The 26,231-nt window shown below is 47.0% G+C and carries 29 protein-coding genes; 17 read left to right on the top strand and 12 right to left on the bottom strand.

Annotated features, from left to right (window positions below; genetic code table 11):
- Nucleotides 1-9: 9 nt before the first annotated feature.
- Nucleotides 10-1,164, bottom strand: coding sequence for a radical SAM family heme chaperone HemW (gene hemW, locus VF685_RS07615; protein ID WP_286384631.1), 1,155 nt, complete (start codon nt 1,162-1,164; stop codon nt 10-12).
- 127 nt (nt 1,165-1,291) lie between these two features.
- Between hemW and VF685_RS07610 the strand changes: the two genes are divergently transcribed.
- From VF685_RS07610 to VF685_RS07595, 4 genes are all read left to right on the top strand, one after another.
- On the top strand, nt 1,292-1,750 hold the full coding sequence (locus VF685_RS07610; protein WP_034598237.1) for a DMT family transporter: 459 nt from the start codon (nt 1,292-1,294) through the stop codon (nt 1,748-1,750).
- Nucleotides 1,751-1,841: 91 nt separating this feature from the next.
- Complete coding sequence (locus tag VF685_RS07605; RefSeq protein ID WP_075168245.1) at nt 1,842-3,140, top strand: MATE family efflux transporter; 1,299 nt, start codon at nt 1,842-1,844, stop codon at nt 3,138-3,140.
- A 156-nt stretch (nt 3,141-3,296) separates the two neighbouring features.
- A complete protein-coding gene (locus tag VF685_RS07600) occupies nt 3,297-4,595 on the top strand; it encodes an ABC1 kinase family protein (protein ID WP_016658508.1) in 1,299 nt (432 codons plus the stop codon).
- A gap of 108 nt (nt 4,596-4,703) precedes the next feature.
- Nucleotides 4,704-4,961, top strand: coding sequence for a type B 50S ribosomal protein L31 (locus VF685_RS07595; RefSeq protein WP_016658507.1), 258 nt, complete (start codon nt 4,704-4,706; stop codon nt 4,959-4,961).
- 106 nt (nt 4,962-5,067) lie between these two features.
- Here the strand turns inward: VF685_RS07595 and crcB are convergent, their stop codons facing one another.
- Entirely contained in the window at nt 5,068-5,448 is a 381-nt protein-coding gene (gene crcB / locus VF685_RS07590; protein ID WP_127799299.1) for a fluoride efflux transporter CrcB, read from the bottom strand.
- A 173-nt stretch (nt 5,449-5,621) separates the two neighbouring features.
- On the opposite strand from crcB, the gene VF685_RS07585 reads away from it, so the two are divergent.
- A complete protein-coding gene (locus VF685_RS07585; RefSeq protein ID WP_286384680.1) occupies nt 5,622-5,954 on the top strand; it encodes a HopJ type III effector protein in 333 nt (110 codons plus the stop codon).
- 57 nt (nt 5,955-6,011) lie between these two features.
- Here the strand turns inward: VF685_RS07585 and VF685_RS07580 are convergent, their stop codons facing one another.
- The gene (locus VF685_RS07580) at nt 6,012-6,431 is read right to left on the bottom strand and encodes a protease inhibitor I42 family protein (protein WP_252725426.1); all 420 of its coding nucleotides are present in this window, start codon (nt 6,429-6,431) and stop codon (nt 6,012-6,014) included.
- Nucleotides 6,432-6,486: 55 nt separating this feature from the next.
- Complete coding sequence (locus VF685_RS07575; protein WP_370459245.1) at nt 6,487-7,020, bottom strand: hypothetical protein; 534 nt, start codon at nt 7,018-7,020, stop codon at nt 6,487-6,489.
- A gap of 200 nt (nt 7,021-7,220) precedes the next feature.
- Here VF685_RS07575 and VF685_RS07570 point away from each other — a divergent pair, with 200 nt between their 5' ends.
- Nucleotides 7,221-7,847, top strand: coding sequence for a class I SAM-dependent methyltransferase (locus tag VF685_RS07570; RefSeq protein ID WP_286384632.1), 627 nt, complete (start codon nt 7,221-7,223; stop codon nt 7,845-7,847).
- 6 nt (nt 7,848-7,853) lie between these two features.
- Here the strand turns inward: VF685_RS07570 and VF685_RS07565 are convergent, their stop codons facing one another.
- Nucleotides 7,854-8,444 carry a hypothetical protein gene (locus VF685_RS07565; RefSeq protein WP_286384633.1) on the bottom strand — a complete coding sequence of 197 codons (591 nt, stop codon included), beginning with the start codon at nt 8,442-8,444 and terminating at the stop codon, nt 7,854-7,856.
- Between the two features lie 24 nt (nt 8,445-8,468).
- Nucleotides 8,469-8,936, bottom strand: a complete 468-nt coding sequence (locus tag VF685_RS07560) for a Holliday junction resolvase-like protein (RefSeq protein WP_005180383.1) — start codon at nt 8,934-8,936, stop codon at nt 8,469-8,471.
- A gap of 119 nt (nt 8,937-9,055) precedes the next feature.
- On the opposite strand from VF685_RS07560, the gene VF685_RS07555 reads away from it, so the two are divergent.
- The 4 genes from VF685_RS07555 to VF685_RS07540 all read left to right on the top strand — a co-directional run bounded on the left by VF685_RS07555 (nt 9,056) and on the right by VF685_RS07540 (nt 12,201).
- Complete coding sequence (locus VF685_RS07555) at nt 9,056-9,700, top strand: ParA family protein (RefSeq protein WP_005180385.1); 645 nt, start codon at nt 9,056-9,058, stop codon at nt 9,698-9,700.
- A gap of 136 nt (nt 9,701-9,836) precedes the next feature.
- Nucleotides 9,837-10,964, top strand: coding sequence for an AI-2E family transporter (locus tag VF685_RS07550; protein WP_162182848.1), 1,128 nt, complete (start codon nt 9,837-9,839; stop codon nt 10,962-10,964).
- A 105-nt stretch (nt 10,965-11,069) separates the two neighbouring features.
- Nucleotides 11,070-11,615, top strand: a complete 546-nt coding sequence (gene sodC / locus VF685_RS07545) for a superoxide dismutase family protein (RefSeq protein ID WP_104471529.1) — start codon at nt 11,070-11,072, stop codon at nt 11,613-11,615.
- A gap of 286 nt (nt 11,616-11,901) precedes the next feature.
- Nucleotides 11,902-12,201: a DUF3817 domain-containing protein gene (locus tag VF685_RS07540; protein ID WP_045795347.1), complete on the top strand. Its 300-nt coding sequence runs from the start codon at nt 11,902-11,904 to the stop codon at nt 12,199-12,201.
- 114 nt (nt 12,202-12,315) lie between these two features.
- Here the strand turns inward: VF685_RS07540 and VF685_RS07535 are convergent, their stop codons facing one another.
- The 3 genes from VF685_RS07535 to VF685_RS07525 all read right to left on the bottom strand — a co-directional run bounded on the left by VF685_RS07535 (nt 12,316) and on the right by VF685_RS07525 (nt 15,710).
- Nucleotides 12,316-13,545, bottom strand: a complete 1,230-nt coding sequence (locus VF685_RS07535; protein WP_205779160.1) for a chloramphenicol efflux MFS transporter CraA — start codon at nt 13,543-13,545, stop codon at nt 12,316-12,318.
- A gap of 231 nt (nt 13,546-13,776) precedes the next feature.
- Nucleotides 13,777-14,148, bottom strand: coding sequence for a hypothetical protein (locus tag VF685_RS07530; RefSeq protein WP_005180395.1), 372 nt, complete (start codon nt 14,146-14,148; stop codon nt 13,777-13,779).
- Between the two features lie 152 nt (nt 14,149-14,300).
- Nucleotides 14,301-15,710 carry an FAD-binding oxidoreductase gene (locus VF685_RS07525; RefSeq protein ID WP_045795292.1) on the bottom strand — a complete coding sequence of 470 codons (1,410 nt, stop codon included), beginning with the start codon at nt 15,708-15,710 and terminating at the stop codon, nt 14,301-14,303.
- Nucleotides 15,711-16,065: 355 nt separating this feature from the next.
- Between VF685_RS07525 and serA the strand changes: the two genes are divergently transcribed.
- The 3 genes from serA (at nt 16,066) to VF685_RS07510 (ending at nt 19,429) form a co-directional block, all read left to right on the top strand.
- Entirely contained in the window at nt 16,066-17,298 is a 1,233-nt protein-coding gene (serA, locus tag VF685_RS07520) for a phosphoglycerate dehydrogenase (RefSeq protein WP_005180397.1), read from the top strand.
- Between the two features lie 236 nt (nt 17,299-17,534).
- A complete protein-coding gene (locus VF685_RS07515; protein ID WP_005180400.1) occupies nt 17,535-18,410 on the top strand; it encodes an EamA family transporter in 876 nt (291 codons plus the stop codon).
- Nucleotides 18,411-18,556: 146 nt separating this feature from the next.
- A complete protein-coding gene (locus VF685_RS07510; RefSeq protein ID WP_034598244.1) occupies nt 18,557-19,429 on the top strand; it encodes an EamA family transporter in 873 nt (290 codons plus the stop codon).
- Nucleotides 19,430-19,501: 72 nt separating this feature from the next.
- Here the strand turns inward: VF685_RS07510 and VF685_RS07505 are convergent, their stop codons facing one another.
- From VF685_RS07505 to truB, 3 genes are all read right to left on the bottom strand, one after another.
- Nucleotides 19,502-19,960: a hemerythrin domain-containing protein gene (locus VF685_RS07505; RefSeq protein ID WP_075168265.1), complete on the bottom strand. Its 459-nt coding sequence runs from the start codon at nt 19,958-19,960 to the stop codon at nt 19,502-19,504.
- A 159-nt stretch (nt 19,961-20,119) separates the two neighbouring features.
- A complete protein-coding gene (locus tag VF685_RS07500) occupies nt 20,120-20,887 on the bottom strand; it encodes a sulfite exporter TauE/SafE family protein (RefSeq protein ID WP_440203601.1) in 768 nt (255 codons plus the stop codon).
- 36 nt (nt 20,888-20,923) lie between these two features.
- Entirely contained in the window at nt 20,924-21,829 is a 906-nt protein-coding gene (gene truB, locus VF685_RS07495) for a tRNA pseudouridine(55) synthase TruB (protein ID WP_168405345.1), read from the bottom strand.
- Nucleotides 21,830-22,119: 290 nt separating this feature from the next.
- Between truB and VF685_RS07490 the strand changes: the two genes are divergently transcribed.
- From VF685_RS07490 to VF685_RS07475, 4 genes are all read left to right on the top strand, one after another.
- Nucleotides 22,120-23,145 carry a lipase secretion chaperone gene (locus VF685_RS07490; protein WP_104505666.1) on the top strand — a complete coding sequence of 342 codons (1,026 nt, stop codon included), beginning with the start codon at nt 22,120-22,122 and terminating at the stop codon, nt 23,143-23,145.
- Between the two features lie 313 nt (nt 23,146-23,458).
- Nucleotides 23,459-24,460 carry an esterase/lipase family protein gene (locus VF685_RS07485; RefSeq protein ID WP_440203600.1) on the top strand — a complete coding sequence of 334 codons (1,002 nt, stop codon included), beginning with the start codon at nt 23,459-23,461 and terminating at the stop codon, nt 24,458-24,460.
- Between the two features lie 68 nt (nt 24,461-24,528).
- Nucleotides 24,529-25,137, top strand: coding sequence for a hypothetical protein (locus VF685_RS07480; RefSeq protein ID WP_227554602.1), 609 nt, complete (start codon nt 24,529-24,531; stop codon nt 25,135-25,137).
- 137 nt (nt 25,138-25,274) lie between these two features.
- Complete coding sequence (locus VF685_RS07475; protein WP_373685686.1) at nt 25,275-26,201, top strand: esterase/lipase family protein; 927 nt, start codon at nt 25,275-25,277, stop codon at nt 26,199-26,201.
- Nucleotides 26,202-26,231: the final 30 nt, after the last annotated feature.

Here is a 26,231-nt window from a genome sequence, read left to right as displayed (position 1 = left end):
TTTGAGCTGTTATAAAAACTCTTCCAGTACTGAATTTAAAAACACATGCCCCTGTTCGGTACAGGCCAGCCGGTTGGCATCTTCCACCAGCAACTTGCGCTGACGTAGTGAGGTTAATACCGGTGCCAAATCATCCAGACTTAAACCGGTACGTTCTGCATAAAGTTTCGCATCGACGCCGGCATTCAGGCGCAGTGCATTCATCATAAACTCGAACGGCATCTCCTCAACGGTAATCCGTTTGAACTGTCCATGCTCGGCCGGCACCTTGGCCAGATAATCTTTTGGCAGACGGGTTTTCTGGAAACGGTATACCCCATCTGGTCGGGTGACTTTGCCATGTGCGCCAGCGCCAATCGCCAGATAATCGCCAAATTGCCAGTAATTCAAATTATGTGCCGAAGGTCGCTCCTTCCGCCACGCCGATACTTCATAATTGATAAAACCATTGGCCTTTAAATAGGCCTCACCCTGTTCCTGAATCGCTTCCAGCACTTCATCGACCGGTAATACCGGCTGGGTGCGGAAAAACACGGTATTCGGTTCAATGGTCAGCTGATACCAGGAAATATGGGTTGCACCCTGCTCGACCGCCAGCTTTAAATCATTTAAAGCCTGTTCCAAAGTCTGCTCCGGCAAACCATGCATCAAATCGACGTTAATGCGCTGAAAGCCGGCCTCACGCGCCAAGTGAATCGCTGAAAGCGCATCGCTCTGACTATGAATCCGGCCCAGTTTTTGCAGATGATCGCTATTAAAACTTTGTACCCCAATTGACAGGCGGTTAATTCCCGCCGCCAGATAACCGGCAAAAGGATCATGTTCAATGGTGCCCGGATTGGCCTCTAAGGTAATTTCGCAATCGTCTTGAAACGGCAACAGCGCTTTAAGCTGTGTAAACAGCCATTGATAACCGACTGCTGAAATCAGCGATGGCGTCCCACCGCCAATAAACACACTGTGAATTTCACGGCCCTGGGCAAATTCCAGCTGCGTATTAAAATCGGCGACCAAGGCCTGTAAATATTGCTGTTCTAAATCCAGTGACAGTTTGCCATCCGGGACGGCATGCGAGTTAAAGTCGCAATACGGACACTTGCGCACACACCACGGCATGTGAATATAGAGGGACAAGGGAACAGACGCAGGATTCAATTCAGCCAAGGAACAAGCTCAAAAACAGCAAAGGAAGATGCATATTTTAACATGACTGCATCAGGACACCGATAAAATCTCACAGCGAATACCGCTACACTAGAAAAAATTACAGAAGAATTAGCGTGTTAGAATGATGAAAATATCTTCGCAATTACTGCTTTTAATGCCGCTGGCCATGGGGATCGGGATTGCCATGACCCTGCAAACCGCCATCAATACCCAGCTACGCGAATATTTATATTCTCCTTTGCAGGCTGCCCTTTTCTCGTTTTTGATTGGTACAATAGTGCTGGCTATTTTGGTGTTTTTTCAACAGGTTCCCAAACCCAATCTGCACGAGATCGTCCATTTACCCTGGTATATGTGGCTGGGCGGTGTGTTAGGGGTCTATGCCATCAGTTTAAGTATTTATGCAGCACCGAAACTCGGCTATCTCACCCTGACCGGTTTAATCCTGTTTGGCCAGATTGCCATGTCGATGCTGGTCGACCATTTTGGTGTCCTGGGCACAGAAAAAGCACCCATCAACTGGCAACGTCTTCTGGGTGGCGTGGTGATTTTTATAGGTGTGCTTCTCACTTTACAACGCTAATCGCTCTGTTCTAAGCACATGATGAATATGGGTAATAACTGTGGCTACGCTTGGCAGCACACGTTTTGAATTAAAACAACTGTTCCGTTTAATGATTCCGATTCTGGTGACGCAATTTGCCCAGGCCGGTCTGGGGCTAATTGATACCATTATGGCCGGTCAGTTTTCACCGACCGATTTAGCCGCAATTGCAGTCGGTGTGGGGCTGTGGCTTCCGGTGATGCTGCTGTTTAGCGGCATCATGATTGCCACCACGCCGCTGGTGGCCGAGGCCAATGGTGCGCGTACACCGGAAAAAATTGCCACCATTGCCCGGCAATCGTTATGGGTGGCGTTTATTTTGGGCTGGATTGCCTGCCTGATTTTACAGCTGGCACCGCTGTTATTGCCGCTGCTTGGAGTACCAGAAAGCCTGCAACCGAAAGCTGGACTGTTTCTGCATGCCATTGGGTTTGGTATGCCGGCGGTGACCATGTATGCTGCGCTACGTGGCTATTCCGAGGCGCTGGGTTATCCGCGTCCGGTGACGGTTATCAGTCTGCTAGCGCTGGTGGTACTGGTGCCACTGAACCTGATCTTTATGTATGGTTTAGGGCCGCTGCCTGAACTGGGCAGTGCCGGCTGCGGCTTTGCCACGGCCATTTTACAGTGGCTGATGTTTATTACCCTGGCGCTGTACATTTCCAAAAGCAGCGCCTACCAAAGCACCCAGATTTTCACCCGCTGGGAACCCATCGACCGTTACTGGATGAAACGGATTTTAATGCTCGGCCTGCCGATTGGTTTGGCAATTTTCTTTGAAGTCAGTATTTTCAGTACCGCAGCCATCGTGATTAGCCCCTTAGGGGAAACGCTGGTAGCAGCACACCAGATTGCCATGTCGGTGACCTCACAGCTGTTTATGATTCCGATGTCTCTAGCCATTGCACTGACCATCCGCATTGGCACCTATTATGGTGAAAAAAACTGGGCTGCCATGCGCCGCGTGCAGTATTTGGGGCTGATTACCGCAACCCTGCTGGCCTTTATGACCATGAGTTTTATGTGGCTGTTCCGTCCGGAAATTATTTCAATTTATACCTCGGATGTCGATGTGGCACAGGTGGCGATGTATTTGCTGCTGTTTGCAATTGCCTATCAGTTGATGGATGCCTGGCAAATTAGTGCAGCCGGCTGTTTGCGCGGTATGCAGGACACCAAAGGCCCGATGTGGATTACCATGCTGGCCTACTGGGTCATTGCCTTTCCGGTCGGGGTGTATTTTTCCCGCTTTGGCAGCATGGGCGCGGCCGGGGTCTGGGTCGGCCTGATTGTCGGCTTGAGCGTGGCCTGTGTACTGTTGCTGATCCGGTTGTATATGAACAACCAGCGCCTGAGTCAAAGCAGCTAAGCGATTCGCCTCCCATCATCTCTAGCCGGCCATTACCGCCGGCTTTTTTATTTGTAGTATGCAGTGAAATTGCTTATTAACAATTTAAAGTAGGCTTTTCACCCAACTGCCGGTATGCTCAAGGCAGATAGTCAAGATGATCTTAAGGAACCTCGCATGGCAAAAACGGCTAGTACACCGGGTCGTCGCTTTATGAAACTGGCCAGTATGACCGCCAGTATCGCCACCAAAACCGTTTCCAATTCAATTAAAAACTTTTCTGCCGATGATGAGCAGAAAAATGCCGCACGCAGCAAACTGTTTCAGGATATTGGCATCCAGATTGCTGATACCTTGGGAGAAATGAAAGGCGCGGTCATGAAAGTGGGGCAAATTGCCTCGCAATATAAAGATATTTTCCCACCGGAAGTGGCGCGGGCCATCAGCAAATTACAACGTCAGGCACCGCCGATGCCTTTTGCCGAAATTCAGGCACAAATCGAAAAAGAACTGGGCAAGCCCCTCGCGCAGATTTTCCAACATTTTGATGAAACCCCATTTGCCGCCGCGTCCATTGGCCAGGTACATAAGGCAATTTTGCCGACGGGTGAACAGGTGGTAGTGAAAATCCAGTATCCGGGTGTCGATGAAGCCTGTGAAAGTGACCTGAAACAGGTGCGTCTGGCCTTGCGTTTAATGGGTGTGTTAAAAATTGACCGCAAATTGCAGGACAAACTGTTCCAGGAAATTCAGGACAGTCTGGACAATGAGCTGAACTACCAGATTGAAGCACAAAACCTGGAAGTGGCGCGTACCTTCCATCAGGCGCTGGACAGTAAAATTATTATTCCGCAGGTCTTTAAGGACTATTCGACCCGGCATATTTTAACGTTAAGTCTGGAACAGGGTGACAGTATTGAAACCGCCAGCCAGTGGCCACTGGCGACCCGGAATGAATTGGGACGCCGGCTGTTTCGCGCTATTGGTCAGGAAATTTTCTATCTCAAGCGTTTCCACTGTGACCCGCATCCGGGTAACTTTGCCTTCCGTGAAGATGGCAGCGTGATTATTTATGATTACGGCGGTGTGAAGACCTTGTCCAATGACATTGTGCAGCATTTTAAAGCGCTGATTCAGGCCGGCCGTGCCCAGAATATTGCCTTAATGGAACAGGAACTGACCGCGCTGCACTCCCTGTCCGAGCAAGGCAAATTCCCACCAGAACTGTATCAGGCCTGGCTGGAAGTGCTGATGCGCCCTTTGACCACCGATTATGATTTTGCCGAAAACTCGGCCCATCATGATGGTATGGAACTGATGAAACCCTCGTTAAAATATTGGGATGTATTCAAGCCATCACCTGATACCTTAATGGTCAACCGTACGGTATCGGGTCATTACTGGAACCTGATTCATTTAAAAGTGCATGACAATTTAAATGATCTGTTTGAAGAACTGGTTCCACCACACGCTTAAACAATATATTAAAAACCACACTGAGCCCGAATGACCCATTCGGGCTGACTTTACTTATTATTTGTTACGTTATAACATTATACAATTCAACAAACATGAGGAATTGTTATGCGTCCAGAGATCCATCCCGAATATCAGGAAGTGCTGTTTCACGACACCAATGCCGATGCCTATTTTATTATTGGCAGCACCCTGAAGCCGCAGCAGACCAAGGAATATCAGGGCAAAATCTATCCCTATATGACTTTAGATATTTCCAGTGCTTCGCATCCGTTTTATACCGGTGAGCAGCGTCAGGCCAGCAATGAAGGCCGTGTCGCCAGCTTCAATAAACGCTTTGCCCGTTTTAAACGCAGCAAGGACTAAGCCGCGCAGTAGAAAAAAATTGGCATACACATCCTTTATGAAGTCTAGACCTTTATCTCCAGCTAGGCTTCATTTTTTTATTTTATGCAGTTGATTTTCCTGTTTTTTATTTCGTATTTAATAGCACCTGAAACAGATAAAAACCCACCGCCAGACAGAGCACACCCAAAATCACACTTGAGATCACATACATTAATGCCACGCTAGTGTGTCCCTGTTTTAGCAATTGAAAAGTTTCCAGTCCAAAACTGGAAAAGGTAGTAAAGCCACCTAAAATTCCGACCATCAAAAACAGTCGCAACTCCTGTTGTAACACCGGGAACTTTTGGCTGAAGGCAAAGAATATTCCGGCAGCAAAACAGCCGAGCAGATTCACCGACCAGGTCGGCCAGGGAAATAACACACTGGGCTTAAATAGCCACAAACTCAGGCCATAGCGCAGACTCGCCCCAATTGCTCCACCCAATGCCACCCAAAGCCAATTCATGTCGTGTTGATTCCCATGTGTATAACTGCCATTTTATCCACAAGTTGGGCCAAAGCGCAGATTTTTTCATCTGCCGGGTGCAAAAATTGAGGCCGAAATAGGCTAAGCCCCTGCGAAAAAACATGCTATTGTCGCAGGGCTTTTACCAATTTTTTCTATGGATTGAGAACATGATGGCTCAAGATTTATTGGCCCAGCTGCATGCAGGCAAAGCGAACTTTGCCGATGTAATTGCCTATATTGATGCACGTTATACCCACACGCCAACTGCGTTTAGCAATGGCCAGCAACACAATGCGGCCACTGAAAACCAGGGCAGCGCCAAAGTGCTGAGTTTTGCCAAATTAAATGGTTTAGATCATGCGCAAACCTTAAGCCTGTTTGCTGAACACTATGCGGCGGTACTGGCCATGCCTGAAGCCACCGATCATCAGAATATCCGCCAGTTTATGCAGCAAGGTTGGGCTGGTGTACAGTTTGAAGGCGAAGCGCTGACAGCCAAATAAGCCTTAAAAAACAAAAACCTCTAAAACAGAGGTTTTTTTATGCCTGATGTTCAGGGCTTAAGCCACGCGCACCCGGCATTTCCATTCTGCCAAGGGAAGCGGTTCTCCCGCCCTGACCTGTTTTAAATGAATGAGTCCTTCACCGACCTGAAGCGCACGAAAACGGAAGGTTTTTTCTCCAGCGGCATTTAACTGCGCGGAGTCATGCTGAGCATTTTCTGCATCCGCCTGTAGATACAAGGTTTCCAGCTTAAAGATGGGCGGATATTGCATCACCGACCAGTGATAGCCGGTGGCCGGATTTTCTGCCAGACGCAATTCCAGGGTTTCCCCGATCTTTAAATTTAACAGTGCCGGACATTGCTGATCGGCATGATAGACATGAGTGCCATCGACCGGGGTGCTGACGCTGCCACAACCGCTGAGGGCCAACAGTCCCAGCCAGCTACAGAGAATGAGCGTCTTGCTATGATTCATCCACCTATGATTCATCAACATTCCCCTGGTGCTACATTTTACCGGTCAGGCCACATTAACTGCGTTTTACTTTTTCAATCCACTGGATTGAACTGACCCGGAACACTTCACAGGCACCATCACCGGTATCGGTCGGGGTGAGTGACGACGTCCAGACCATATCTTTATCTTTAACTTCCACCAGTTCCCCGCTTAAACGTACCAGATCACCACGTTTGACCTGTTTAATCTGTTTGGCAATGTTCGGATTGGCTGGAATGATGTGCATATTGGAAACCATCTGCATGGCCTGCTCTGCCGGCACCGGCAAACGATCCATCTTCCAGTTTAAATAGCGGTCGTACTGATTTACCGTAATATGCCGGGCAATTTCCGGCTCTGCAAACAGGCCCCAGCTCACGGCATAATCAATCGGAGAAAACTTGGCCTGTTCATCATCGGTATAGGTTTTTGAACCTAAAATCCGGAAATCACCACGAAAGGATTGCAAGACCGAAATCGACTGATCGGCAGATGCCGGCGCTAACCCTTTGGCAATATTATAGTCGACCGATGCCATGGCACTGGTCTGTAATAGGGCGGCCGTCATAAGCGAAATAAGTCCAAAGCGCAGCTTCATGAGATTCTCAGATCCTTCAGTCAGAACAGATATATCTTTGATGTTAATCGATGTTGATCAGCAGAAAATAAAGAAATGGTAAGAAAATGGTTATCTTTGGTCTCATTTTTGTCTTTGCCTGCGCGGCTCAGTTAAAATAAACATAGATTAAATAAAAATATGTGATTTCAATGCTTTATAAATTCTATCAACAGCATATTTTCCCACACCTGCTAAATCAGGTGATGCAGACGCCGAGCCTGATGGATTTACGCCGTGAATTGCTGCTGCCAATTGAGGGTGAGGTACTGGAGATTGGCTTTGGCACCGGGCTGAATTTACCCTTTTACCAAAATGTCGACGTAGTCTATGCGCTGGAGCCAAACCTGGAGATTTTCCAGCTGGCCGAAACACGGATTCGTGACAGTGCCATTCTGGTGGAGCATCTGGCTGGCAAAGCTGAGCAGCTGGATTTTGCCGATAATCGTCTGGAGCATGTAGTATCAACCTGGACCTTATGCAGCGTGCAACAGATTGAACAGTGTCTGGCCGAAATTTATCGGGTACTGAAACCGGGTGGTTGCCTGCATCTGGTCGAGCATGTGCTGCATCCTGAAAATTTATATATTCAACGCTTGCAGCATCTACTCACGCCGCTACAAAAACGGCTGGCGGATGGCTGTCATCTCAATCGTGATCTGGCGCTGCTGTTACAGCAGGCCGGTTTTGAATTTCAGGAAAAATACGAGATAGATGCGGCCGGTATTCCGAAAATTGGCCAGCGGATGCTGCTGACCCGTGTGCGTAAACCGGCTTAAACGCGGTTAATCGAGTACTTGAAGCTGCTGCACCCGTACTATCCGGCAATTGTTCGCTGGTATCGGGTGATGACTAATCTGAAAATACTGCCCCGTGCTGACTGAACGCACCTTGACCCACTCACCACGCAGCACAATACGCTGCCCGGCTTTAACACGGCGTAAGCGCTGGGCAATCTGTTCACTGGCAGCAATGGCGCTAATATTGAGCGTGTTGGCAATCACCTGTTGTGCTGCAAGCGGGCTAGTGGACGCCCGCTGAAACTGATAGCAGCGCTGGGTCTGTTCAAAATCGACCGTTTGGGCCTGGCCTGATGCGCTAAAATCTTCTTTGGCCAACAGCAGATCAATATTGCTGATATAGGCCAGATCATTAAAATGTCCCACCACCGGTGCAGCCGGATGAATCACCCGCCGGTCCGGACTGTAGTAGCGTTTTGCCACGACCTGATACTGCCCGGAAAAATCCCCTTCAGTTTCCAGCGCAAAGTTCTTTAACACCCCCGACTGCTGTAGATGCGGGATGGCACGAAAATATTCCGACCACAGCCAGATCATCAGAGCCAGTCCCGTCAGGCTGAGCAGTATTTTATTCACGAGAAAGTTCAGTCATCAAAAAAGTTAATCCTCGAAATCAATACGGATGGTTTCAAAGCGCAATCGCCCCTGCTGAATGGCTTCGGCAATGGCCTGCTGGCCTTTGGTCAGACGTGCGCCGCCACTTTTAATATCAATTAACACCACCTGAATATCCTCAGCCCGACCATCGCCATCCCGAAAGTCGGTATAGCCATCAAATACGATATAATCGACCGGATCGCCCAGAAATTTGGCATCGCTGGGCAAGTATTCAAATTGCGGCATAATCGGTGCCATCTGCTCGGCCATTTTACCTTTGAGCACCGCGCGGCTGGTATTGACGCTGCGCTTTTGGGCCTGCGCCAGTGCCTGCTGATGTTCCAGCTCCAGCTCGGCAATATACTGTTCATATTCGGCCTTAATCCGGCCATTGCGGCTATGACTTAAAATGATGGTGGTCAGCACCACTCCTATTGCAGCGCCTATAAGCATTGCCATCCATATCGACATGGGGTTTTCCTGATTTTTTAAAATTTGCAAGCAGCGCTACGACTTTTGTCAACGGTCATCTCCAGCACATCAAACAATGATATGCTAGGGATGAGCAGAATAAAATCTTTAGTAGGGTCATGAAAACAATCTTAGTCGCCAATCAAAAAGGTGGATGTGGAAAAACCATTACCGCCATCAGTTTAGCTTCCGCCTTAGCCCAAAAAGGATATAAAGTCGCCCTGGCCGATGCCGATAACCAGAAATCTGCACGACAATGGTTAAAACAGCGTCCAGAAAGCGCCGCTCCCATTCAGAGTCTGGACTGGCGTCATGAAAAATCGGTCGGTGATGCGCCTAAAAATATCGAATACCTGATTATTGATGCGCCGGGGGCATTATCTGGTGATCAGGCCGAGCAGCTGATTAGTGAAGCACATGCGATTATTACCCCGCTGCAGCCCTCCTTCTTCGATATTGATTCGACCCGTCGCTTTTTAAAGCATTTGCAGGAAATTAAACGGATTCGTAAAGGCAAGGTTCAGATTTTACTGCTGGCCAACCGGGTCAAGGCCAACAGTGCCAGCTCCAAAGAAATTCGTGATTTCTTTGAAAAAATTGAACAGGAACCGGTGGCCTGGATTTCTGAACGTGCTGCCTATGGTCAACTGGCGATGCAGGGCTTAAGCGTATTTGATAAAACCCAGAAAAATTACCTGACCATTCAAAATCAGTGGCAACCTGTCCTGAATGCGATTATTGATGATCCGGCCCAATGGTTCTAAGCGCCTAAGCGATTAAACGGCTTTTGCCTTTCCACTCCCGCTTCAATATTTAACAGAACTTACGCAGCGTTCATTTGCGAGCGCTGGGTTTTCAGTTAATATGCTTCAAGACCTTAGGAATGAGCCAGTGAACTCAGTGCAACAATACGCGCCCACTTTACAAAAAGTCTTGCTATTTGGACTATTTTTTGTCCTGATTTTTTTGAGCTTTCATGTCCTCAAATACTTTATTGTTCCTGTAGTTTGGGCCACTATTATTGCCTATATGACCTGGCCGCTGTATCAGTCGGTACAGCGTATGTGCGGTCCACGGCCGACCTTAAGTGCCACAATTATGATGATTCTGGTGACACTGGTGGTCGGTATTCCATTGACCTTTGCGATTTTTATCTTGCAGCACGAAGGGCGCAACCTGTATTACGAATTACAGAAGCAGGTCTTTTCCGGGCATTTGAATGTGCCGGATTTTATCCGCGATCTGCCCTTTGTTGGTAAAGAAATTAGCCGCTCCTTACGCGAAATTAATGAAGATCCGAACAGCATCATTAATTCGATTTCAGTCTGGATTCAGGGTCATCTGAATTATGGCCGTTTCCTGCTCAGTGAAATTAGCCGCAATTTAATTAAGCTTGGCTTTGCCATGCTGTCGCTATTCTTCTTCTATCGCGATGGCCAGACCATTTTAAATCAGGTCAGTAAAGCGCTGGAAATGGTGATCGGGCCACGTGTACATCATTATTTAGATACCATTTCTGAAACCACCCGTGCGGTGGTTTACGGGGTTGGCTTGACTGCAATTGCCCAGGCACTTTTGGCCGGGGTCAGTTACTTTGTGGCCGGGGTGCCGAACCCGATGGTATTGACCATTGTCACTTTCCTGTTTGCCCTGATTCCGTTTGGCCCACCGCTGGCCTATGGCTCGGTGGCACTTTGGCTGTTCTCGCAGGGACAAACCATTGAAGCAATTGGGGTGATGGCCTGGGGCGTGTGTGTGGTCAGTACCGCAGATAACGTGATTCGTCCGCTGGTGATTTCCGGCGCCACCCAGATTCCATTCCTGCTGATCATGTTCGGGGTTCTGGGCGGTATTGCCAGCTTTGGCCTGATTGGCCTGTTTATTGGTCCGGTGATTCTGGCGGTCTTGCTGGCAATCTGGCGTGAATGGCTGCATGAAACTAATGAAGCCGAGGCCATGATGATGCCAAAAACCACCATGGCCTATGACCTGCCCGATGATCAGGGACCGGCTGCACCAAAAGGCTAAATTTCATTAAGAAACTTATACACGCCTGTACGCAAACTGCATTGTGTTGCCTCCTGAGCCTTGTTTGAATGAAGCCACATATTCGAATAAGACAGGATGCAAACCATGACCCCACTTTTTAAACTCGGTGCTTTATGTGCGTTTACCGCGCTGGTCGGAGTCGGCTGTACCACCACACCCGATACTATGATTGGCGCCAGTAAAAACGTTGCCGTTAATGCGGTCTCTGCCCAAGGCATTGGCGCCCAGCTCGGTGAAGTCCAACTGACCGATAGTGCTGCAGGTCTGGTTATCCGTACCAATCTGACCCAGTTACCACCGGGTCCACATGGTTTCCATATTCATGAAAACGGCTCCTGCGCCCCAGCAGAAAAAGACGGTAAAATGCAGGCTGCACTGGCCGCAGGTGGCCACTTTAACCCGAATCAGGCACCCAACCATGGCAATCCATTAAGCGGCCATCTTGGTGATTTACCGGTCCTGAATGTGGCAGCCGATGGCACGGCACGTGTCACCCTACTGGCGCCGCGTCTGAAATTACAGGATGTACAAGGACTGGCGCTCATGATTCATGCCGGTGGCGATAACTATGCCGATACGCCAAAACCGTTAGGCGGTGGTGGTGACCGAATTGCCTGTGGCGTGATCTAAACCTTGTGCGGATAAATCCCGACTTATCCACAGTTTTCTGATTTTTAAGGCACTTATCCATAGCGGTGAGTGCCTTTTTCTATGCCTAGATTAAACAGCAATCTAAAGTTTTAAAGTTAAATTTCTGGCTTTTATTTCAACATCAACAGCTTAGCAAAAACCAAGCAAGATAGTCTGATTTATATTAAAAAACAAAAACTTAAAACCGGGCCGTGCACTAAAAAGCATGGCCCTCTGCGCCAATATTCGCTACACTGCAACTAGATCTATGGGGAAATTGCAGAGTATGAACATCCAAAGCTTGCGCGTGGTGGGTTTTTTAGAAGGTTTATCTTTTCTGGCCTTGCTGTTTATTGCCATGCCACTGAAATATATATGGGGTAACCCAATTCTGGTGAAATACGTCGGCATGGGCCACGGTGTGCTGTTTATTGCCTTTCTGGTGGTGCTGTTCGTGGTCTGTGAAAAACAGAAATGGTCAATTCAGGTGTTTTTAATGGGCGTGATTGCTTCAATTTTACCGTTTGGCCCGTTTATTTTTGATGCCAAACTGAAGAAAATGGCACAGCCGCAGGTCGAAGTGTAACTCCAGACTCATCGATCAATCAGGCATTCACCAGATTACTATCTGCTGGATGCCTTTGTTTTTTGGCCTTTTAACCACATTATCCTATTGATAAATGCCAGATGATCAGCCCGCTTAAAACTGACCGCTTTCGGCACGTTCGCGCATAATCTGTTTCAGACTCAGCCGCGGATAAGCAAACCACAAGGCGATTAAGGCAAAACAGGACAGGCTATAAGCCCACAGCTCAAAATGACTGTAGAGCATGCGCACCAGTTCAATCACCACAAAAAAGCTCAGCATCATTAGCACAGAAGCAGTTGCGGCCACCGTCCCTTTAGACACTTCGGACGACATCAGGGCAAAACGGTAAATAATTGAAAAACTGATGCCCTCACCAAAGCTGATTAAAGTCATGCCCAGAATCAGACACCAGATCAAATAGTCCGGTATGAGCAGACCAAGAATTAACAGCAAGGTACCGACCAACATGAGTGGCAAGCCTATCAGCACAGTCTGTCCCAAAGCAAAACGGTCAATGATTTTCAGCAGCAATAAATTCCCGGCAATCAGCCCGCCCAAGACCGGAAATTGGGCCAGACCATATTGCAGACTGCTCAGATTGAGCTGCTCCACCAGCATCACCGGCGACAAGGCAATCCATAACATCAGCGGCATGCTTAAGAGCGGCAAGGCAAAGGTCATGGTCAGAAAACGGCGGTTTTTCAGTACCTGTTTAAAATCATCCCAGATATAGCCAATCGGCTGTTTTGGAATACTAAGCTGCTGCTCCGGCATTTTGGCTTTCAGTCCGAGCCAGCTTACAGCCGCCAAAGCTGCAATCCCAATAAAGCCCCAATGCCAGGACACATGCTCAATCATAAACGCACCCAACACTGGCCCCAGTAGCGGCGCCAGCAGCGATACATTGGCCATGAGTGCCATGACTTTAATTGCATCGCGTTCGGCAAAACTTTCCTGAATGGCGGCATAGCCCACCGCAGTTATTACCGACAGGCCAAAGCCCTGCAAAAAGCGCAGCAATAAAAAGCTTTCGATGTTCTGGGTCAATAAAATCAGCAGGCAGGTCACCACAAAAAACAGTACCCCACCCAGCAGGACTTTTTTACGGCCTAAACGGTCCGATAAAGGGCCTAAAATGGCCGCGACACAGGCACCGCCGAGCAGATAAAATGACATCGAAGAGGCTGCCCAGGAACTGCTGACGCCAAAATCCTGGGTAATGGCGAGCATGGCCGGCTGTACCAGATCATTGCCGATATAGACAGAAAATTCGAACAGCACCAAAGCCAGCGGAAACATTAAGGTGGCGCGGGAGAGCGTTGTAGTTGGAGTGGTTTGCATAGCGCTCAAAAGCCTGCCAGATCAGCAGGCTGCAATCATAACAATGGGCGCAGTGTAGCAGAGTTTATTTTTAAAATCTGTGACTTTTCTGATGAGGAAATGCTGGATTTGCGGCAGCAGCACTTAGCTAGAGCGGCTGAACAAAATCAGTATAAATCCCCGGTTTAAAAACAGAAAAGCGTAGGGTTTAGCTACGCTTTTCAATCAAAATCATTAAAAGATTCAAGCGGATTAAGGACATACAGCCTTCTGGAAAGTCTTGGTATTTTTGCCGCGCAGACATTGATAGCTCTTTTCAGTTTTCACTTTTTCCCAGTCGCCATCGACCAGTTTAAAACTGTAAATGGTGCGAATCGAGCGTACCGAATCATCCATTAAACCGGTTTCAGTCACTTTAACCTGGGCCGCAGTCGGTGATTCGACATTATTAAAGAATTGACGCAGCTCGACTGTCGCCAGCTGTTTACGTAAATCCGGACGCTCTTTTAACACCTGTGCCAACGGTGTTTCGGCAGACGGTGTCACTTTAGACACAATATTCTGGGTGGTGGCACATCCTGTAACAGCAATCGCCAGTCCTGCCATTGCAGCGAAACGAAACATAACTCTATCCAAACTGATTCAACACTGTAAAAATGATGCCGGCTTTTTGCGCTTAACACTATGCACAGAATGTAATTTGAACGAGATTGCACATGATAAGTGCCATAAAAAAAGCGCATCCGGAGATGCGCTTTTTCGTTCTATTGGCCTGATTACAGGTCGAATAATTTACCCGGGTTCATAATCCCATTCGGGTCAAAGACCTGTTTCAAGGCTTTCATATATTCGATTTCTTCAGCAGAACGCGAGTATTCCAGATATGGCTTTTTGGTCATGCCAACACCGTGCTCTGCAGAAATTGAACCGTCATATTTTTTCACGGTATCAAACACATACTTGTTCACCACCTGACATTTGGCAAAGAATTCATCTTTGCTTAAATCGGCAGGTTTCAGGATGTTCAGGTGCAGGTTACCGTCACCAATATGACCGAACCAGCAGATTTCAAAGTCCGGATAGTTCTCGGCCACAATCGCATCAATTTCTTTAATGAATGCCGGCACGTGGGTAATCAGCACTGAAATATCGTTTTTGTATGGAATAAACGGCGCAATCGATTCCGAAATATCTTCACGTAAACGCCATAAGCTTTCGACCTGATCCAGGCTTTGGCTGAGTACGCCGTCCAGCACCCAGCCCTGTTCCATACAGTGCTCAAAAATTTCCATTGCCTTGTCCATAATCGGTTCAAATGGCGCTTCAAATTCAAGCAATACATAGAATGGACATTCAGTTTCAAACGGACGCTGTACATGACCATTGGCCAGTACTTTCTGCATTGCCAGTTCACCAAAGAACTCAAATGCGGTTAAATCAATTTTGGCCTGGAAAGCATGCAGCACAGGCATCACTGCATCAAAATCCGGTACACCCAGCACCATCACCTGCAGGTCTTGTGGTTGACGTTCCAGCTTGATTTCCGCTTCAGTGACGAGGCCTAAAGTCCCTTCACCACCAATGAATAAGTGTTGCAGTGCATAACCGGTGGCGTTTTTGATCATGCCTTTGTTTAAACGCAGCACATCCCCTTTACCGGTCACCACGGTTAAGCCCAGCACCCAGTTACGGGTCATGCCGTATTTGATGACTTTAATACCACCAGCGTTAGTACCGATGTTACCGCCAATTTGCGATGAACCAGCAGAAGCGAAATCGACCGGGTAATACATCCCTTGCTCTTCGGCATAGTTTTGCAGCTGTTCAGTCACCACACCGGCCTGTACCCGCACCATGCGGTCTGCCGGGAAGAATTCCAGAATCTGGTTCATCTTGTCCATGCTGACCACGATTTCACCGTTGGCCGCTACCGCACCCGCAGAAAGACCGGTACGACCGCCCGATGGCGTGACTGCGACATTGAACTGATTGGCAAGTTTCACAATCGCTTGCACCTGCTCAGTGCTCGATGGAAAAACGATGACGGATGGGTTTGGATCAAAGTGCTTGGTATGATCTCGACCCCAATTCTGGAGGCTGTCCGCATCAGTTTTAATACGGTTTTCACCTACAATTGCAGTCAATTGGGTCAATAACTCTGGGGTTAAAGCGACTGGAGCATTCATCGTTTGCAGACCTGGCAAGAATTAAACAAGAAGAGATTTATCCGGACTGGCGCTGTACATTTTAAAGTCATGCCAAAGCACAGTAAAAGATAAAAAAACGGGCAAGAAACCAACAGCCTGAGGCTGGTTTTTGCCGTCTGGGGCTATTATAAGCGATTTTTCTGTAAAACCTGAGAAAAACCATCATTTTGATAATATAGCTTTGAAAATACAGAGTTAATTCAACCAAAAATGAATCCTGCGTTTATATTTTCTACAGAAATAGCAGACCGATCAGCCATAAATGGAATGTATCTCCTGCCCGCTCCTATGATATGATACTGCCACTAAATTTGGCCTTTGTAGCGGAGCCGTAATGAGCCAACATCTTTCACTACCTAAAGATAAAATTCGTTTCCTGTTGTTAGAGGGCGTTCACCAAAATGCCATCGACACGTTAAATGCTGCCGGATATACCAACATCGACTACCGTAAAACTGCGCTTGAGGGTGAAGCGCTGAAAGAAGCGGTCAAAGATGCACACTTCATTGGTATTCGTTCACGTACGCAATTAACTGAAGAAATCTTTGAAGCTGCGAACAAGCTGATCGCGGTTGGCTGTTTCTGTATCGGAACCAACCAAGTCGATTTAAATGCAGCCATGGTACGTGGTATTCCAGTATTTAACGCACCATATTCAAATACCCGTTCTGTTGCGGAACTGGTCCTTGCTGAACTGATTCTGCTGCTTCGTGGCGTACCAGCCAAATCGGCATCATGTCACCGCGGTGGCTGGGAAAAATCTGCAGCGGGTTCTTTTGAAACACGCGGTAAGACTTTAGGTATTGTGGGTTACGGTTCAATTGGTTCGCAACTGTCTGTGCTTGCTGAAAGCCTGGGTATGCATGTGATCTATTATGATGCAGTGACCAAACTGCCAATGGGTAATGCGCGCCAGGTCGGTTCTTTGGCTGAATTGCTGGCCAATGCAGACGTGGTATCGCTACACGTGCCAGACGTTCCATCGACCCGTAACTTTATGGGCAAAGAACAGTTTGCACAAATGAAAGAAGGCGCGATCTTCCTGAATGCGGCACGTGGTACCTGTGTCATTATTGAAGATCTGGCAGATGCAATTAAATCAGGTCATCTGGCTGGTGCTGCGGTTGACGTATTCCCGAAAGAGCCGAAAGCCAATGGTGAAGAATTCGTTTCTCCACTGCGCGGTCTGGACAATGTGATCCTGACTCCACACGTGGGCGGTTCAACCATGGAAGCGCAAGCCAACATTGGTCTGGAAGTGGCTGAGAAATTTGTGGCTTATTCTGACAAGGGTATGACCCTGTCTGCAGTGAACTTCCCTGAAATTGCCTTGCCATTGACTGAAGGTAAACACCGTTTACTGCACATTCATAAAAACATTCCAGGCGTATTGTCTAAAATCAACAACCTGTTTGCTGAGCAAGGCATCAACATTTCGGGTCAATCTTTAATGACCAAAGGTGATGTCGGTTATCTGGTGATGGATGTGGATGCAACTGCATCTCAAGAAGCACTGGATATGCTGCATGATGTTGAAGGCACTATCCGTGTACGTGTTCTGTTCTAATTTCAATTAGACAGTGACACCCAAAACCACAGCCCTTGTGCTGTGGTTTTTTATTTCCCGCTTTAAAAACAATACGCAATCCTTATTTCATGTTCTTTTGAAATCGTGCATGAGTCTTGTTTTACCTGCTGACCGCTTACGCAGTCACGACATGGAAGCGTCATCTGTTCATGCTATGCTAGCGGCTATTGATCTGCTGATGATCGCCCTACTCTCCCAACCAGCCCATTTCAGTTATGTCGATACTTCAAAATGCGCCGCATCTCCGCGCTGTGCTGTTGTTGCTGATTGCCATGCTCAGCCTGCAAAGCAGCGGCTCGATGGCCAAACTGCTGTTTGATCAGTTTCCGATTCTGACCGTTTCTGCCATGCGGCTGCTGCTGAGCGCGCTGGTGCTGATGCTGATTTTTCAGCTCTGGAACATTCAGCCCAAAGCCATACGCTGGCCGGCGATTTTCAGCTACGGCGCAGCACTGGCCGGTATGAATATGCTGTTTTATCTGGCGATTGACCGCCTGCCGCTGGGCATTGCGGTATCATTTGAATTTATCGGGCCGTTAAGCGTGGCGCTGTTTTATGCCCGGCGCAAATTCGATTTTATTTGGGTCGGCCTCGCCATTGTCGGGCTGGTGCTGTTATTTCCCTTTGATCAGACCGCGCAGCCGCTCGATGGTCTGGGTGTGTTGTTTGCCTTAGGCGCCGGTGCCTGCTGGGCCTTATATATTGTGGCCGGACAGAAACCATCGGGTGTATCCGGGAATCATACGGTCTGTTTAGGTATGCTGGTCGGTACCCTGATTTTATTACCCATTGCCTTATGGGATGGCCTGCCTGTTAGCGTATTTGAACCGGGCAATTTCATCTATTTTATTGCCTTGGCAGTTCTGGCCAGCGCCTTGCCCTTTAGTCTGGAAATGATTGCACTTCGCAACCTGACTGCACTCAGTTTCGGTACACTGATGAGCATGGAACCGGCCATTGCCGCGCTCTCCGGTTTTGTCTTTTTGGGCGAACAGTTGCTCTGGAATCAATGGCTGGCCTTAAGCACCATTATTGCCGCCTCCATTGGTTGTACCTATACCGTGCAGCAGCGCAAACAGCAGTCCAGTTAAACGGTGTGGATCTGGCCAGACTGAGCTTCCTGCTGTGTAATGCTGGAATTTATTTTGACCGGCTACTCATCAAAATTTAAGCAAATTGCTATAATCAGCAGCATCTCCCCAATGTGCTGACACCCTCCGGTGTTGGTGGTGTGCTTATGCAAAATGCTCAACTGCTGTCGGTACTGTTCATGGTGCTGTCCATGACCTCGTACCAGATTAGTGCCTCCTTTGCCAAACAACTGTTTGAGGTGCTCGATCCGCTTACCGTGACCATTTTACGGTTGTGCTTTGCCGCCATTATTATCTGCCTGATGTTCCGTTCCTGGAAGATTATTTCCCGGCTGTCCTTTTTAAAATGGCGGGATCTGCTCTGCTATAGCGCCGCTTTATGTCTGATGAATGTGCTGTTCTATATGTCGCTGGGCAAATTGCCACAAGGGATTGCGGTTGGTCTGGAATTTATTGGCCCGCTGGGACTGGCCCTGCTCTCGATTAAACAGCGTAGTGATTATATCTGGGTGCTTTTAGCCATTTTGGGAATTGCGCTGATGGTGCCCTGGGGACAGGCCAACAGTGACAATTTCTCAGTCTTTGGTGCCCTCTGTGCGCTGGGCGCCGGCTTTTGCTGGGCCCTCTATATTTATTTCGGGCAGCGCGTGGTACAGCAGAATATTGGCATGCATGCCCTCACCATTGCCATTAGTCTGGCTGCGCTGACCCTGTTACCCATTGGTCTGTATCACAATGCCGCGGCCCTGGTCGATACCCAGTACTGGGGCAAAGCCATCGCCATTGCCATTTTGGCCACCGCCATTCCGTATGCACTGGACCTGAAAGCCTTACAGCATTTAAGCAAGCTCAGTTATGGCACCCTGTCCAGTTTATCGCCGGCACTGGCCGCCTTGACCGGTCTGGTGTTACTCGGTGAACAGATCAGCCTGTTGCAATGGGTCGCTTTATTCTGCGTGATGCTGGCTTCCGTGGGCGTGACTCTAAGAGCCAGCCGTAAGAAAGCTGTCAGCCCTTAAGCAAAAAGAGAGATCAAACAAGATGAATAAAAAAAAGATGGCCAAGAGAGCCATCTTTTTTAAGTCCTGAATTTAGACCAGACTGTCTTTTTGAATGGCTTTATATTTGCCGTATTCATTTAAATACTGTTTGGCCAGCTCGGTTTTCTGGCGTTCTTCCAAAATTTTCCCAGCCTGCTGGAAAAAGCCATGTTCTTCTTCCTGCAAATGATGATGCACTTTTTCAGACAGCTGCTTGGCAATCGCCAGCCAGCCCGGATTGCTAAATTCGGTTTCGGTCAGTTTTTCCAGCAGCTCATCCATTTCATGATGTTCTGCCAGCGCATGCCGGGTAATATTCAGCCCGGAATCGGTCATCATCAGTGGAATATAAAAATAACGGTCTTCGGCCACAGCATGGGCGAATAATTCATTTTTCAGTTGATCAAACAGCTCGCGGCGTTCTGGTGTATCCCCCGAGGTCTGGATTAAACGCTCGGCCAGATCACGCTGTATTTCATGGCTTTCACGTAGTGCTTCAAAAATATTCATGTTGTTATTACCCTTTCAAATGCCAAAATTTAAACACCCGACAACGGGTTGCATCATTATTGTTAAGCAGACAGGTCAGGCTAAGCATTCACTATACGCCAAGCCCGTGCGACGGTTCCTGCAGCAATTTGTATGGGAAATTTTAATAATGAGAATGATTTACAACCAGAACATCTGATAGGCCATGCGCACAATCAGCACACTAACCAGGATCAGAAATACAATCCGGATAAAGCCGCTGCCATATTTAAAGGCCAGACGTACCCCGACCAGAGAACCGGTAATATTAGCCAGTGCCATCATCGCCCCGACCATAAACAGCACATGCCCCGTGGGAATAAAGAAACTCAGCGCTGCCAGATTGGTCATAAAATTGGCAATTTTCGACAAGGCCGAGGCATGCAAAAAATCGACCTGTAAATAACGAATAAAATAGAAAATAAAAAAGCTGCCCGTGCCGGGGCCAAAAATACCATCATAAAAACCAATCAGCACACTGCCCAACGCCGCCAGGAGCAACATTTTGCGGCTTAAAGTCTGCTGCACATGCAGCTGGCCAAACTGCTTTTTCATGAAGGTGTAGATGGCAATCACGATCAGCATCAGCAGCACAAAGGGCCGCAAAATATCGGTCGGAATCATTGACACGCAGGCTGCGCCAACGAAAGAGCTGAGAAAGGCACATAGCCCGATCACGCCCAGCAATTTCCAGGACAGCTGCACTTTGCGTAAAAAAGAAAAGGCCGCCGAAGCAGTGCCACAAATGGAAGCCAGTTTGTTGGTGCCAAACACAGTGGCCGGCGCCAGTTGCGGCATCGCGCCCATAATCGCCGGAATCTGGATCAGGCCGCCACCACCAACCGCGGCATCAATTGCACCGGCACAGAAGGCAAAAATCACGAGGCTGATGACGATTTCAATATCCATATCGGGGCAATCCTGTGGCCTCAGTGCAGATGAAAATTAGAGATTCAAGACCCGTTTTGGTACCAGACGTTTTTTATCGGTAATTTCCGCCAGCCCTAAACATTTCTCGCCCTCAAATACCAATACCTGAGTTGCCGCCGCATGGTCAATATTACTTTCCATGCCGCGACAAAAATATTCGGCCCGGCCTTCTGGCACCTGTACCTGTGGAAAATGCTCAATCGGGGCATAAACCGGCAGCAACAGCGCTTCACGCTCGGCTTCGCTCAGGCTTTCCAGATAGTCCAGGGTGTAGCTTGGGATCAGATCAAAATGCCCGGTCTGAATACGGTGCAAATAGGTCAGATGCCCATAGCTGCCGAGCGCCTTGGCAATATCTTCACCGAGTACACGAATATAGGTGCCTTTGGAACAAGTCACATCCAGGGTGATACTATTGTCAGTAAACCCTAGCAGCTCCAGCGCATAAATACTGATGGGACGCGCATCCCGTTCAATTTCAATGCCTTTACGGGCCAGCTCGTATAAGGGACGGCCTTCTTTTTTCAGCGCTGAATACATCGGTGGCACCTGCTGAATATCGCCAGTAAATTGCGTCAGGACGGTTAAAATATTTTCTTCAGTCAATGCCGGTACCGCAGCCTCTAACAGCACTTCACCTTCAACATCACCGGTGGTGGTGCTGTGTCCCAATTGAATGGTGGTCTGGTAACGCTTGGTTGAATCCAGAAGAAAATGCGAAAACTTGGTCGCCTCGCCCAGACAGATTGGTAATAAACCAGAGGCCAACGGATCTAAAGCCCCTGTATGCCCTGCTTTCTGTGCACGAAATAACCAGCGGACTTTTTGTAATGCCGCATTCGAGCTAATCCCTAAGGGCTTATTTAACAGAAACACACCGCTAATATGACGACGCTGAATTTTAGGAGAAGAGGCTTTCATGATAAAAATCAGACCAAATTTTAAATTGCCGCCATGGTAAAACCCTGTGAAAGTATTTACAACGTTTGTGACAGTGAAATCTATTAATGACGCTTCGCTGTGACCTCATCTTGTACAAAAAATCTATTTTATTGTTGAGATTCAGTCGTTACCATGCACTTTAACGCAGTATAAAAATGACCTGTTTGGCTATGTTTTTTATACTGAAATTCACGCATGATGCTGCGTTTTTAGAACTAGATATTTTTTCATTATAACGAATAACATCACCCCATTTAGGTGCATAGGATATGCAAAAAAATAAATTATGGATGCTCTTGGCAATCATCATTGTGGTGATTGTCAGTCTAATTCTTTGGTTACGCCCAACACAAAGCACACAGTCCAGCAGCTCCACTGAACAGCAAAACAATGCTACACATCACGGTACAAGCGAGGCTAATTTTCAAGCTGGTTTGCCAAGCTATGCCAGTCATAGCCAACAAGACACTGAAATTAACTGTCAAATGCAGCTCGATGCCAGCAATCGCCTGATCGTCAATGAACAAACCCGCAACTGTTTTGAATATTTTATTACCCAGTTTGGTGAAAAGACCTTAGAACAAATCAAACAAGACTTTAAAGGCTATGTTAGCCAAAACCATCAAGAACCAGCACTATCACAAATTTTAGACTTATGGACACGTTATCTCGACTATCGCCAAGCTTTAGGGGAGCTGACACCACCTACAGGGATTGATCAAGAAGACCCTGCTTACTACCGCAGCATTTACACCAATACACAAAATCTGCGCAAAAAATACTTTTCTAATTATGAAATTGAAGGATTATTTGGCACAGAAGATACGTACCACGAATACACACTTGATCGCATGCAAGTTCTTGCTGACAAGAAATTGAGCGAAGCTGAAAAAGCACAACGGCTAAAAGATTTATTTGAACAACTACCCGAAGATTGGCAAGAAAATCTAGAACAACTGAATAAATTGGATGATTTGCGTAAACTCACTGCAGACATTAAAGCCCGTGGTGGTTCAAGTGAAGAAATTCGCCAAATGCGTCTGAATCTGGTAGGTCCTGAAGCTACACAACGTTTAGAAAACCTAGATAGCGAACGTGCCAACTGGAAGTCTAGTGTTAATAACTACTTAACGGAACGAGATGGTATTATGAAAAGCGGCATGAGTGATGCAGCCAAACAGCAAGCCGTACAAAAGCTACGCCAACAACACTTTAAATCACCAGAAGAACGCTTACGTGCTGAAACGTTTGAGCAAGTACATGATCAAGGAGGCAAACTGCCCTTTGCAGATTAATTCATAACTTTAAAAAAGGGACATAAATTGTCCCTTTTTTGTATGCAAATTTTTCTCAATTCAAGTGCAGTTTTTCAAATTCATTAAAAATCAAAGCGTTAAATATTTATATACATTTGTATATAAAACAATATTTTAGCATTCATCGAAATGCTCGTTACTGTCCCAAAATGACATGGTTTTTAAGCCCTAGCATGAAAAAATAACTGCTCCAAAAACAAGCACTTTTTATTTGTAATAAGTGGCTTAAATAACATGCCCTTGCGGATGAGCATCGGCTAGAAAACAAGAATATAAAACATAGGAATTGTTTATGAAAACCTTCATAAGAACAACACAGGCACTTGCTTTGTCGACTCTAGCGATTGGGCTCAGCATGCATACTCAAGCAGCAGGTAGTGCAAGCCAAGTAACAGCAAAAGTCACTTCAAATTATGCGAAAACCAAATACCCAATTTTAATGGTTCATGGCTGGCTCGGTTGGGAACGCATTGGTACCAATACCATTGGTTTAGATTATTGGTATCAAATTCTGCCAGATATGGCACGCAATGGTTCTACTGTATTTGCAGCTCAGCTTTCACCTGCCAATACTACTGCACATCGTGGTGAAGCCCTCATTGCCCAAGTTGAAGATGTCATAGCAATCACAGGTCAGCCAAAAGTGAATCTGATTGGTCACTCGCATGGCGGCCCTACAGTCCTTTATGCAGCACAAGTAAAACCAAATGCAATTGCTTCAATCACTGGGGTTGCAGGAACTTATCATGGCTCTAAAGTTGCAGATGACATCCAAAATAATACGCTGACCCGTACAGCATTTAATATTCTAGGTGATTATATTATTGGACCATTAATTGCCTTAGGTCAGCTCAAACCTGAACTGGAAATTGACTTTGATGCATCGATGAAGTCCCTCACACAAACAGGTTCAAAAACCTTTAATGCAACGGTTGCACAAAATGCCGTGAAAGATGGCGTTTTAGCAGCGACTGAAAACTGTAATAAAAACCTAAAACCACGTGACAGTAAAGGCATCTATTACTATTCATGGACAGGTGTGGCGCAAGCGACCAACGCCTTAGACATTGATACGATTTTAATGCAACTTGGGCCATTGTCGTATGGCAGCAAAGACAATGACGGCATGGTGGCACGTTGCAGCGCCTTCATTGGTAAAGTCATTAAAGATGACTACAAACTTAATCACACCGATCTTGCCAACATGATGTTTGGCTTAAAAGGTCTATTCGCACCAGATCCTGTCGCGATGTATCGCCAACATGCCAACCGCTTAAAACTACAAGGTTTATAAGCAAAATGCCTTTATATTACGCGATATAAAGGCATTGTTTTTTTATTGCGCTCGCCTCAGGATGAACAATGAAAATATTTCCATTCTTGGCATTGGCTTTAGGGGTGGGTGCAATCTCATCCACAAAAGCCAGCACTGCCTTACAAGCCTATCAAGCATCTTTTGTACTCTCTAGCTATGCGAAAACGAAGTATCCCATTGTCTTTGCACATGGCTTTGGTAGTTTGCTCGGGCATAGCATGAATGTTCTTACTCAGAATCAATATCCTGTTGAGATCACCGCGGCTTTAGATGCAATGCATCCAGAAAAAATACAACGCTTTAATGCGCTGTATGGTTCGAGTGCTATTCCGAAAGATTGCAACAGCCAAGGGACTAAAATCACATCGAATGGGATTCATCATTACTCATGGATGGGCAATCGCCAAGTCACCAATGCAGTCGATGTCATTGAATCCACCGTCGTTACCTTGGGTGGTAGTTTCTTGAAAGGCAGCCCCAATGATGGTGCATTGCCTCTTTGCAGCGGACGCTATGGACAAATTATCCGTCAAGATTATCAACATAACCATTTTGATGAAGTGAATCAGTTCTTCGGCATTATTGGCACTTTTGCACAAGATCCTGTGGCCTTGTATCGCCAACATGCCAACCGTCTTAAATTACAAGGTTTATAAACAAGCATTACATATATTCAACCATAAACCTACGTGGATTGTTTAGATTGAAATCAGGCTGGGACTGCCTAAAACAACAAGAGGAAACAACAATGAAATATGGATTAATCACTGCTGCTTGTATCGCAGCCATGACCATGACGACGGCTCAAGCCAACAGTACGCAAGCCAAACAATATACTGCCAAAGCATCGACACAGTATGCCAAAACCAAATATCCAATAGTATTTGGTCATGGTATGGCAGGTTTTATTCAAATTGGTAGCGATCCTTTCGGTTTAGATTATTGGTATCAAATTCTGCCAGATTTAGCGCGTAATGGTGCCAATGTTTGGGCAACACGTGTTTCGCCATTTAACTCTTCAGAAGTTCGTGGTGAGCAGTTGAAACAACAAGTGGAAGAAATTTTGGCGATTACCGGCGCACAGAAAGTCAACTTAATCGGCCATTCACATGGCGGACCAACGATTCGCTATGTGGCAGGTGTCATCCCAAATAAAGTTGCATCTTTAACTTCTGTCGGTGCACCACATAAAGGCTCACCCGTTGCCGATTTAATTTTAAAAGCTGAAGGCACTGTTGTTGAGGGTACATTGGTAGGTGGCGTGAACCTTGTATCCAAAGCCATCACATGGGCACAAGGCTTAGATCCAAATAGTTTCCCTCACAATTCACTTGAAGGTGGACGCAGTTTAACTGCTGCGGGTTCCGCAGCCTTTAACCAAAAATTCCCAATTGGTATGCCAACAACGAGTTGTGGTGAAGGTAGCTATCAAGAAAAAGGCATTTATAACTATTCGTTCACAGGCGTAGGTCAAGTGACGAATCTACTAGATCCTGACTCTGCGCTCAAAGTGACTGCACTACTGATTGATGGTGGCAAAAACAATGATGGCTTAGTGTCGCGTTGCAGTGCCAAATTCGGTAAAACCATTCGTGATAACTACAACTGGAACCACCTAGACGAAGTCAATATGGTCTTTGGCTTAAAAGCCATGTTTGCTCCAGACCCTGTGGATGTTTATCGTCAACATGCGAATCGTTTAAAACTACAAGGGCTATAAAGCTCAACTCATTAAAGCCCTGCATTGCAG

The organism is Acinetobacter sp. Brlt_5, assembly GCF_051949055.1.
In the GTDB taxonomy this organism is placed as follows: Bacteria; Pseudomonadota; Gammaproteobacteria; order Pseudomonadales; family Moraxellaceae; genus Acinetobacter; species Acinetobacter indicus.
The sequence above is the reverse complement of the archived record's forward strand: the minus strand, read 5'-3'. Positions and strand labels throughout refer to the sequence as shown.

Excerpts from the sequence above, each read along its gene's own strand:
- VF685_RS07610 (WP_034598237.1), top strand. The coding sequence starts at position 1,292 with ATGAAAATATCTTCGCAATTACTGCTTTTAATGCCGCTGGCCATGGGG.
- VF685_RS07605 (WP_075168245.1), top strand. The coding sequence starts at position 1,842 with ATGATTCCGATTCTGGTGACGCAATTTGCCCAGGCCGGTCTGGGGCTA.
- VF685_RS07600 (WP_016658508.1), top strand. The coding sequence starts at position 3,297 with ATGGCAAAAACGGCTAGTACACCGGGTCGTCGCTTTATGAAACTGGCC.
- VF685_RS07595 (WP_016658507.1), top strand. The coding sequence starts at position 4,704 with ATGCGTCCAGAGATCCATCCCGAATATCAGGAAGTGCTGTTTCACGAC.
- crcB (WP_127799299.1), bottom strand. The coding sequence starts at position 5,448 with ATGAATTGGCTTTGGGTGGCATTGGGTGGAGCAATTGGGGCGAGTCTG.
- VF685_RS07585 (WP_286384680.1), top strand. The coding sequence starts at position 5,622 with ATGGCTCAAGATTTATTGGCCCAGCTGCATGCAGGCAAAGCGAACTTT.
- VF685_RS07580 (WP_252725426.1), bottom strand. The coding sequence starts at position 6,431 with ATGAATCATAGCAAGACGCTCATTCTCTGTAGCTGGCTGGGACTGTTG.
- VF685_RS07575 (WP_370459245.1), bottom strand. The coding sequence starts at position 7,020 with ATGACGGCCGCCCTATTACAGACCAGTGCCATGGCATCGGTCGACTAT.
- VF685_RS07570 (WP_286384632.1), top strand. The coding sequence starts at position 7,221 with ATGCTTTATAAATTCTATCAACAGCATATTTTCCCACACCTGCTAAAT.
- VF685_RS07560 (WP_005180383.1), bottom strand. The coding sequence starts at position 8,936 with ATGTCGATATGGATGGCAATGCTTATAGGCGCTGCAATAGGAGTGGTG.
- VF685_RS07555 (WP_005180385.1), top strand. The coding sequence starts at position 9,056 with ATGAAAACAATCTTAGTCGCCAATCAAAAAGGTGGATGTGGAAAAACC.
- sodC (WP_104471529.1), top strand. The coding sequence starts at position 11,070 with ATGACCCCACTTTTTAAACTCGGTGCTTTATGTGCGTTTACCGCGCTG.
- VF685_RS07540 (WP_045795347.1), top strand. The coding sequence starts at position 11,902 with ATGAACATCCAAAGCTTGCGCGTGGTGGGTTTTTTAGAAGGTTTATCT.
- VF685_RS07535 (WP_205779160.1), bottom strand. The coding sequence starts at position 13,545 with ATGCAAACCACTCCAACTACAACGCTCTCCCGCGCCACCTTAATGTTT.
- VF685_RS07530 (WP_005180395.1), bottom strand. The coding sequence starts at position 14,148 with ATGTTTCGTTTCGCTGCAATGGCAGGACTGGCGATTGCTGTTACAGGA.
- VF685_RS07525 (WP_045795292.1), bottom strand. The coding sequence starts at position 15,710 with ATGAATGCTCCAGTCGCTTTAACCCCAGAGTTATTGACCCAATTGACT.
- serA (WP_005180397.1), top strand. The coding sequence starts at position 16,066 with ATGAGCCAACATCTTTCACTACCTAAAGATAAAATTCGTTTCCTGTTG.
- VF685_RS07515 (WP_005180400.1), top strand. The coding sequence starts at position 17,535 with ATGTCGATACTTCAAAATGCGCCGCATCTCCGCGCTGTGCTGTTGTTG.
- VF685_RS07510 (WP_034598244.1), top strand. The coding sequence starts at position 18,557 with ATGCAAAATGCTCAACTGCTGTCGGTACTGTTCATGGTGCTGTCCATG.
- VF685_RS07505 (WP_075168265.1), bottom strand. The coding sequence starts at position 19,960 with ATGAATATTTTTGAAGCACTACGTGAAAGCCATGAAATACAGCGTGAT.
- VF685_RS07500 (WP_440203601.1), bottom strand. The coding sequence starts at position 20,887 with ATGGATATTGAAATCGTCATCAGCCTCGTGATTTTTGCCTTCTGTGCC.
- truB (WP_168405345.1), bottom strand. The coding sequence starts at position 21,829 with ATGAAAGCCTCTTCTCCTAAAATTCAGCGTCGTCATATTAGCGGTGTG.
- VF685_RS07490 (WP_104505666.1), top strand. The coding sequence starts at position 22,120 with ATGCAAAAAAATAAATTATGGATGCTCTTGGCAATCATCATTGTGGTG.
- VF685_RS07485 (WP_440203600.1), top strand. The coding sequence starts at position 23,459 with ATGAAAACCTTCATAAGAACAACACAGGCACTTGCTTTGTCGACTCTA.
- VF685_RS07480 (WP_227554602.1), top strand. The coding sequence starts at position 24,529 with ATGAAAATATTTCCATTCTTGGCATTGGCTTTAGGGGTGGGTGCAATC.
- VF685_RS07475 (WP_373685686.1), top strand. The coding sequence starts at position 25,275 with ATGACGACGGCTCAAGCCAACAGTACGCAAGCCAAACAATATACTGCC.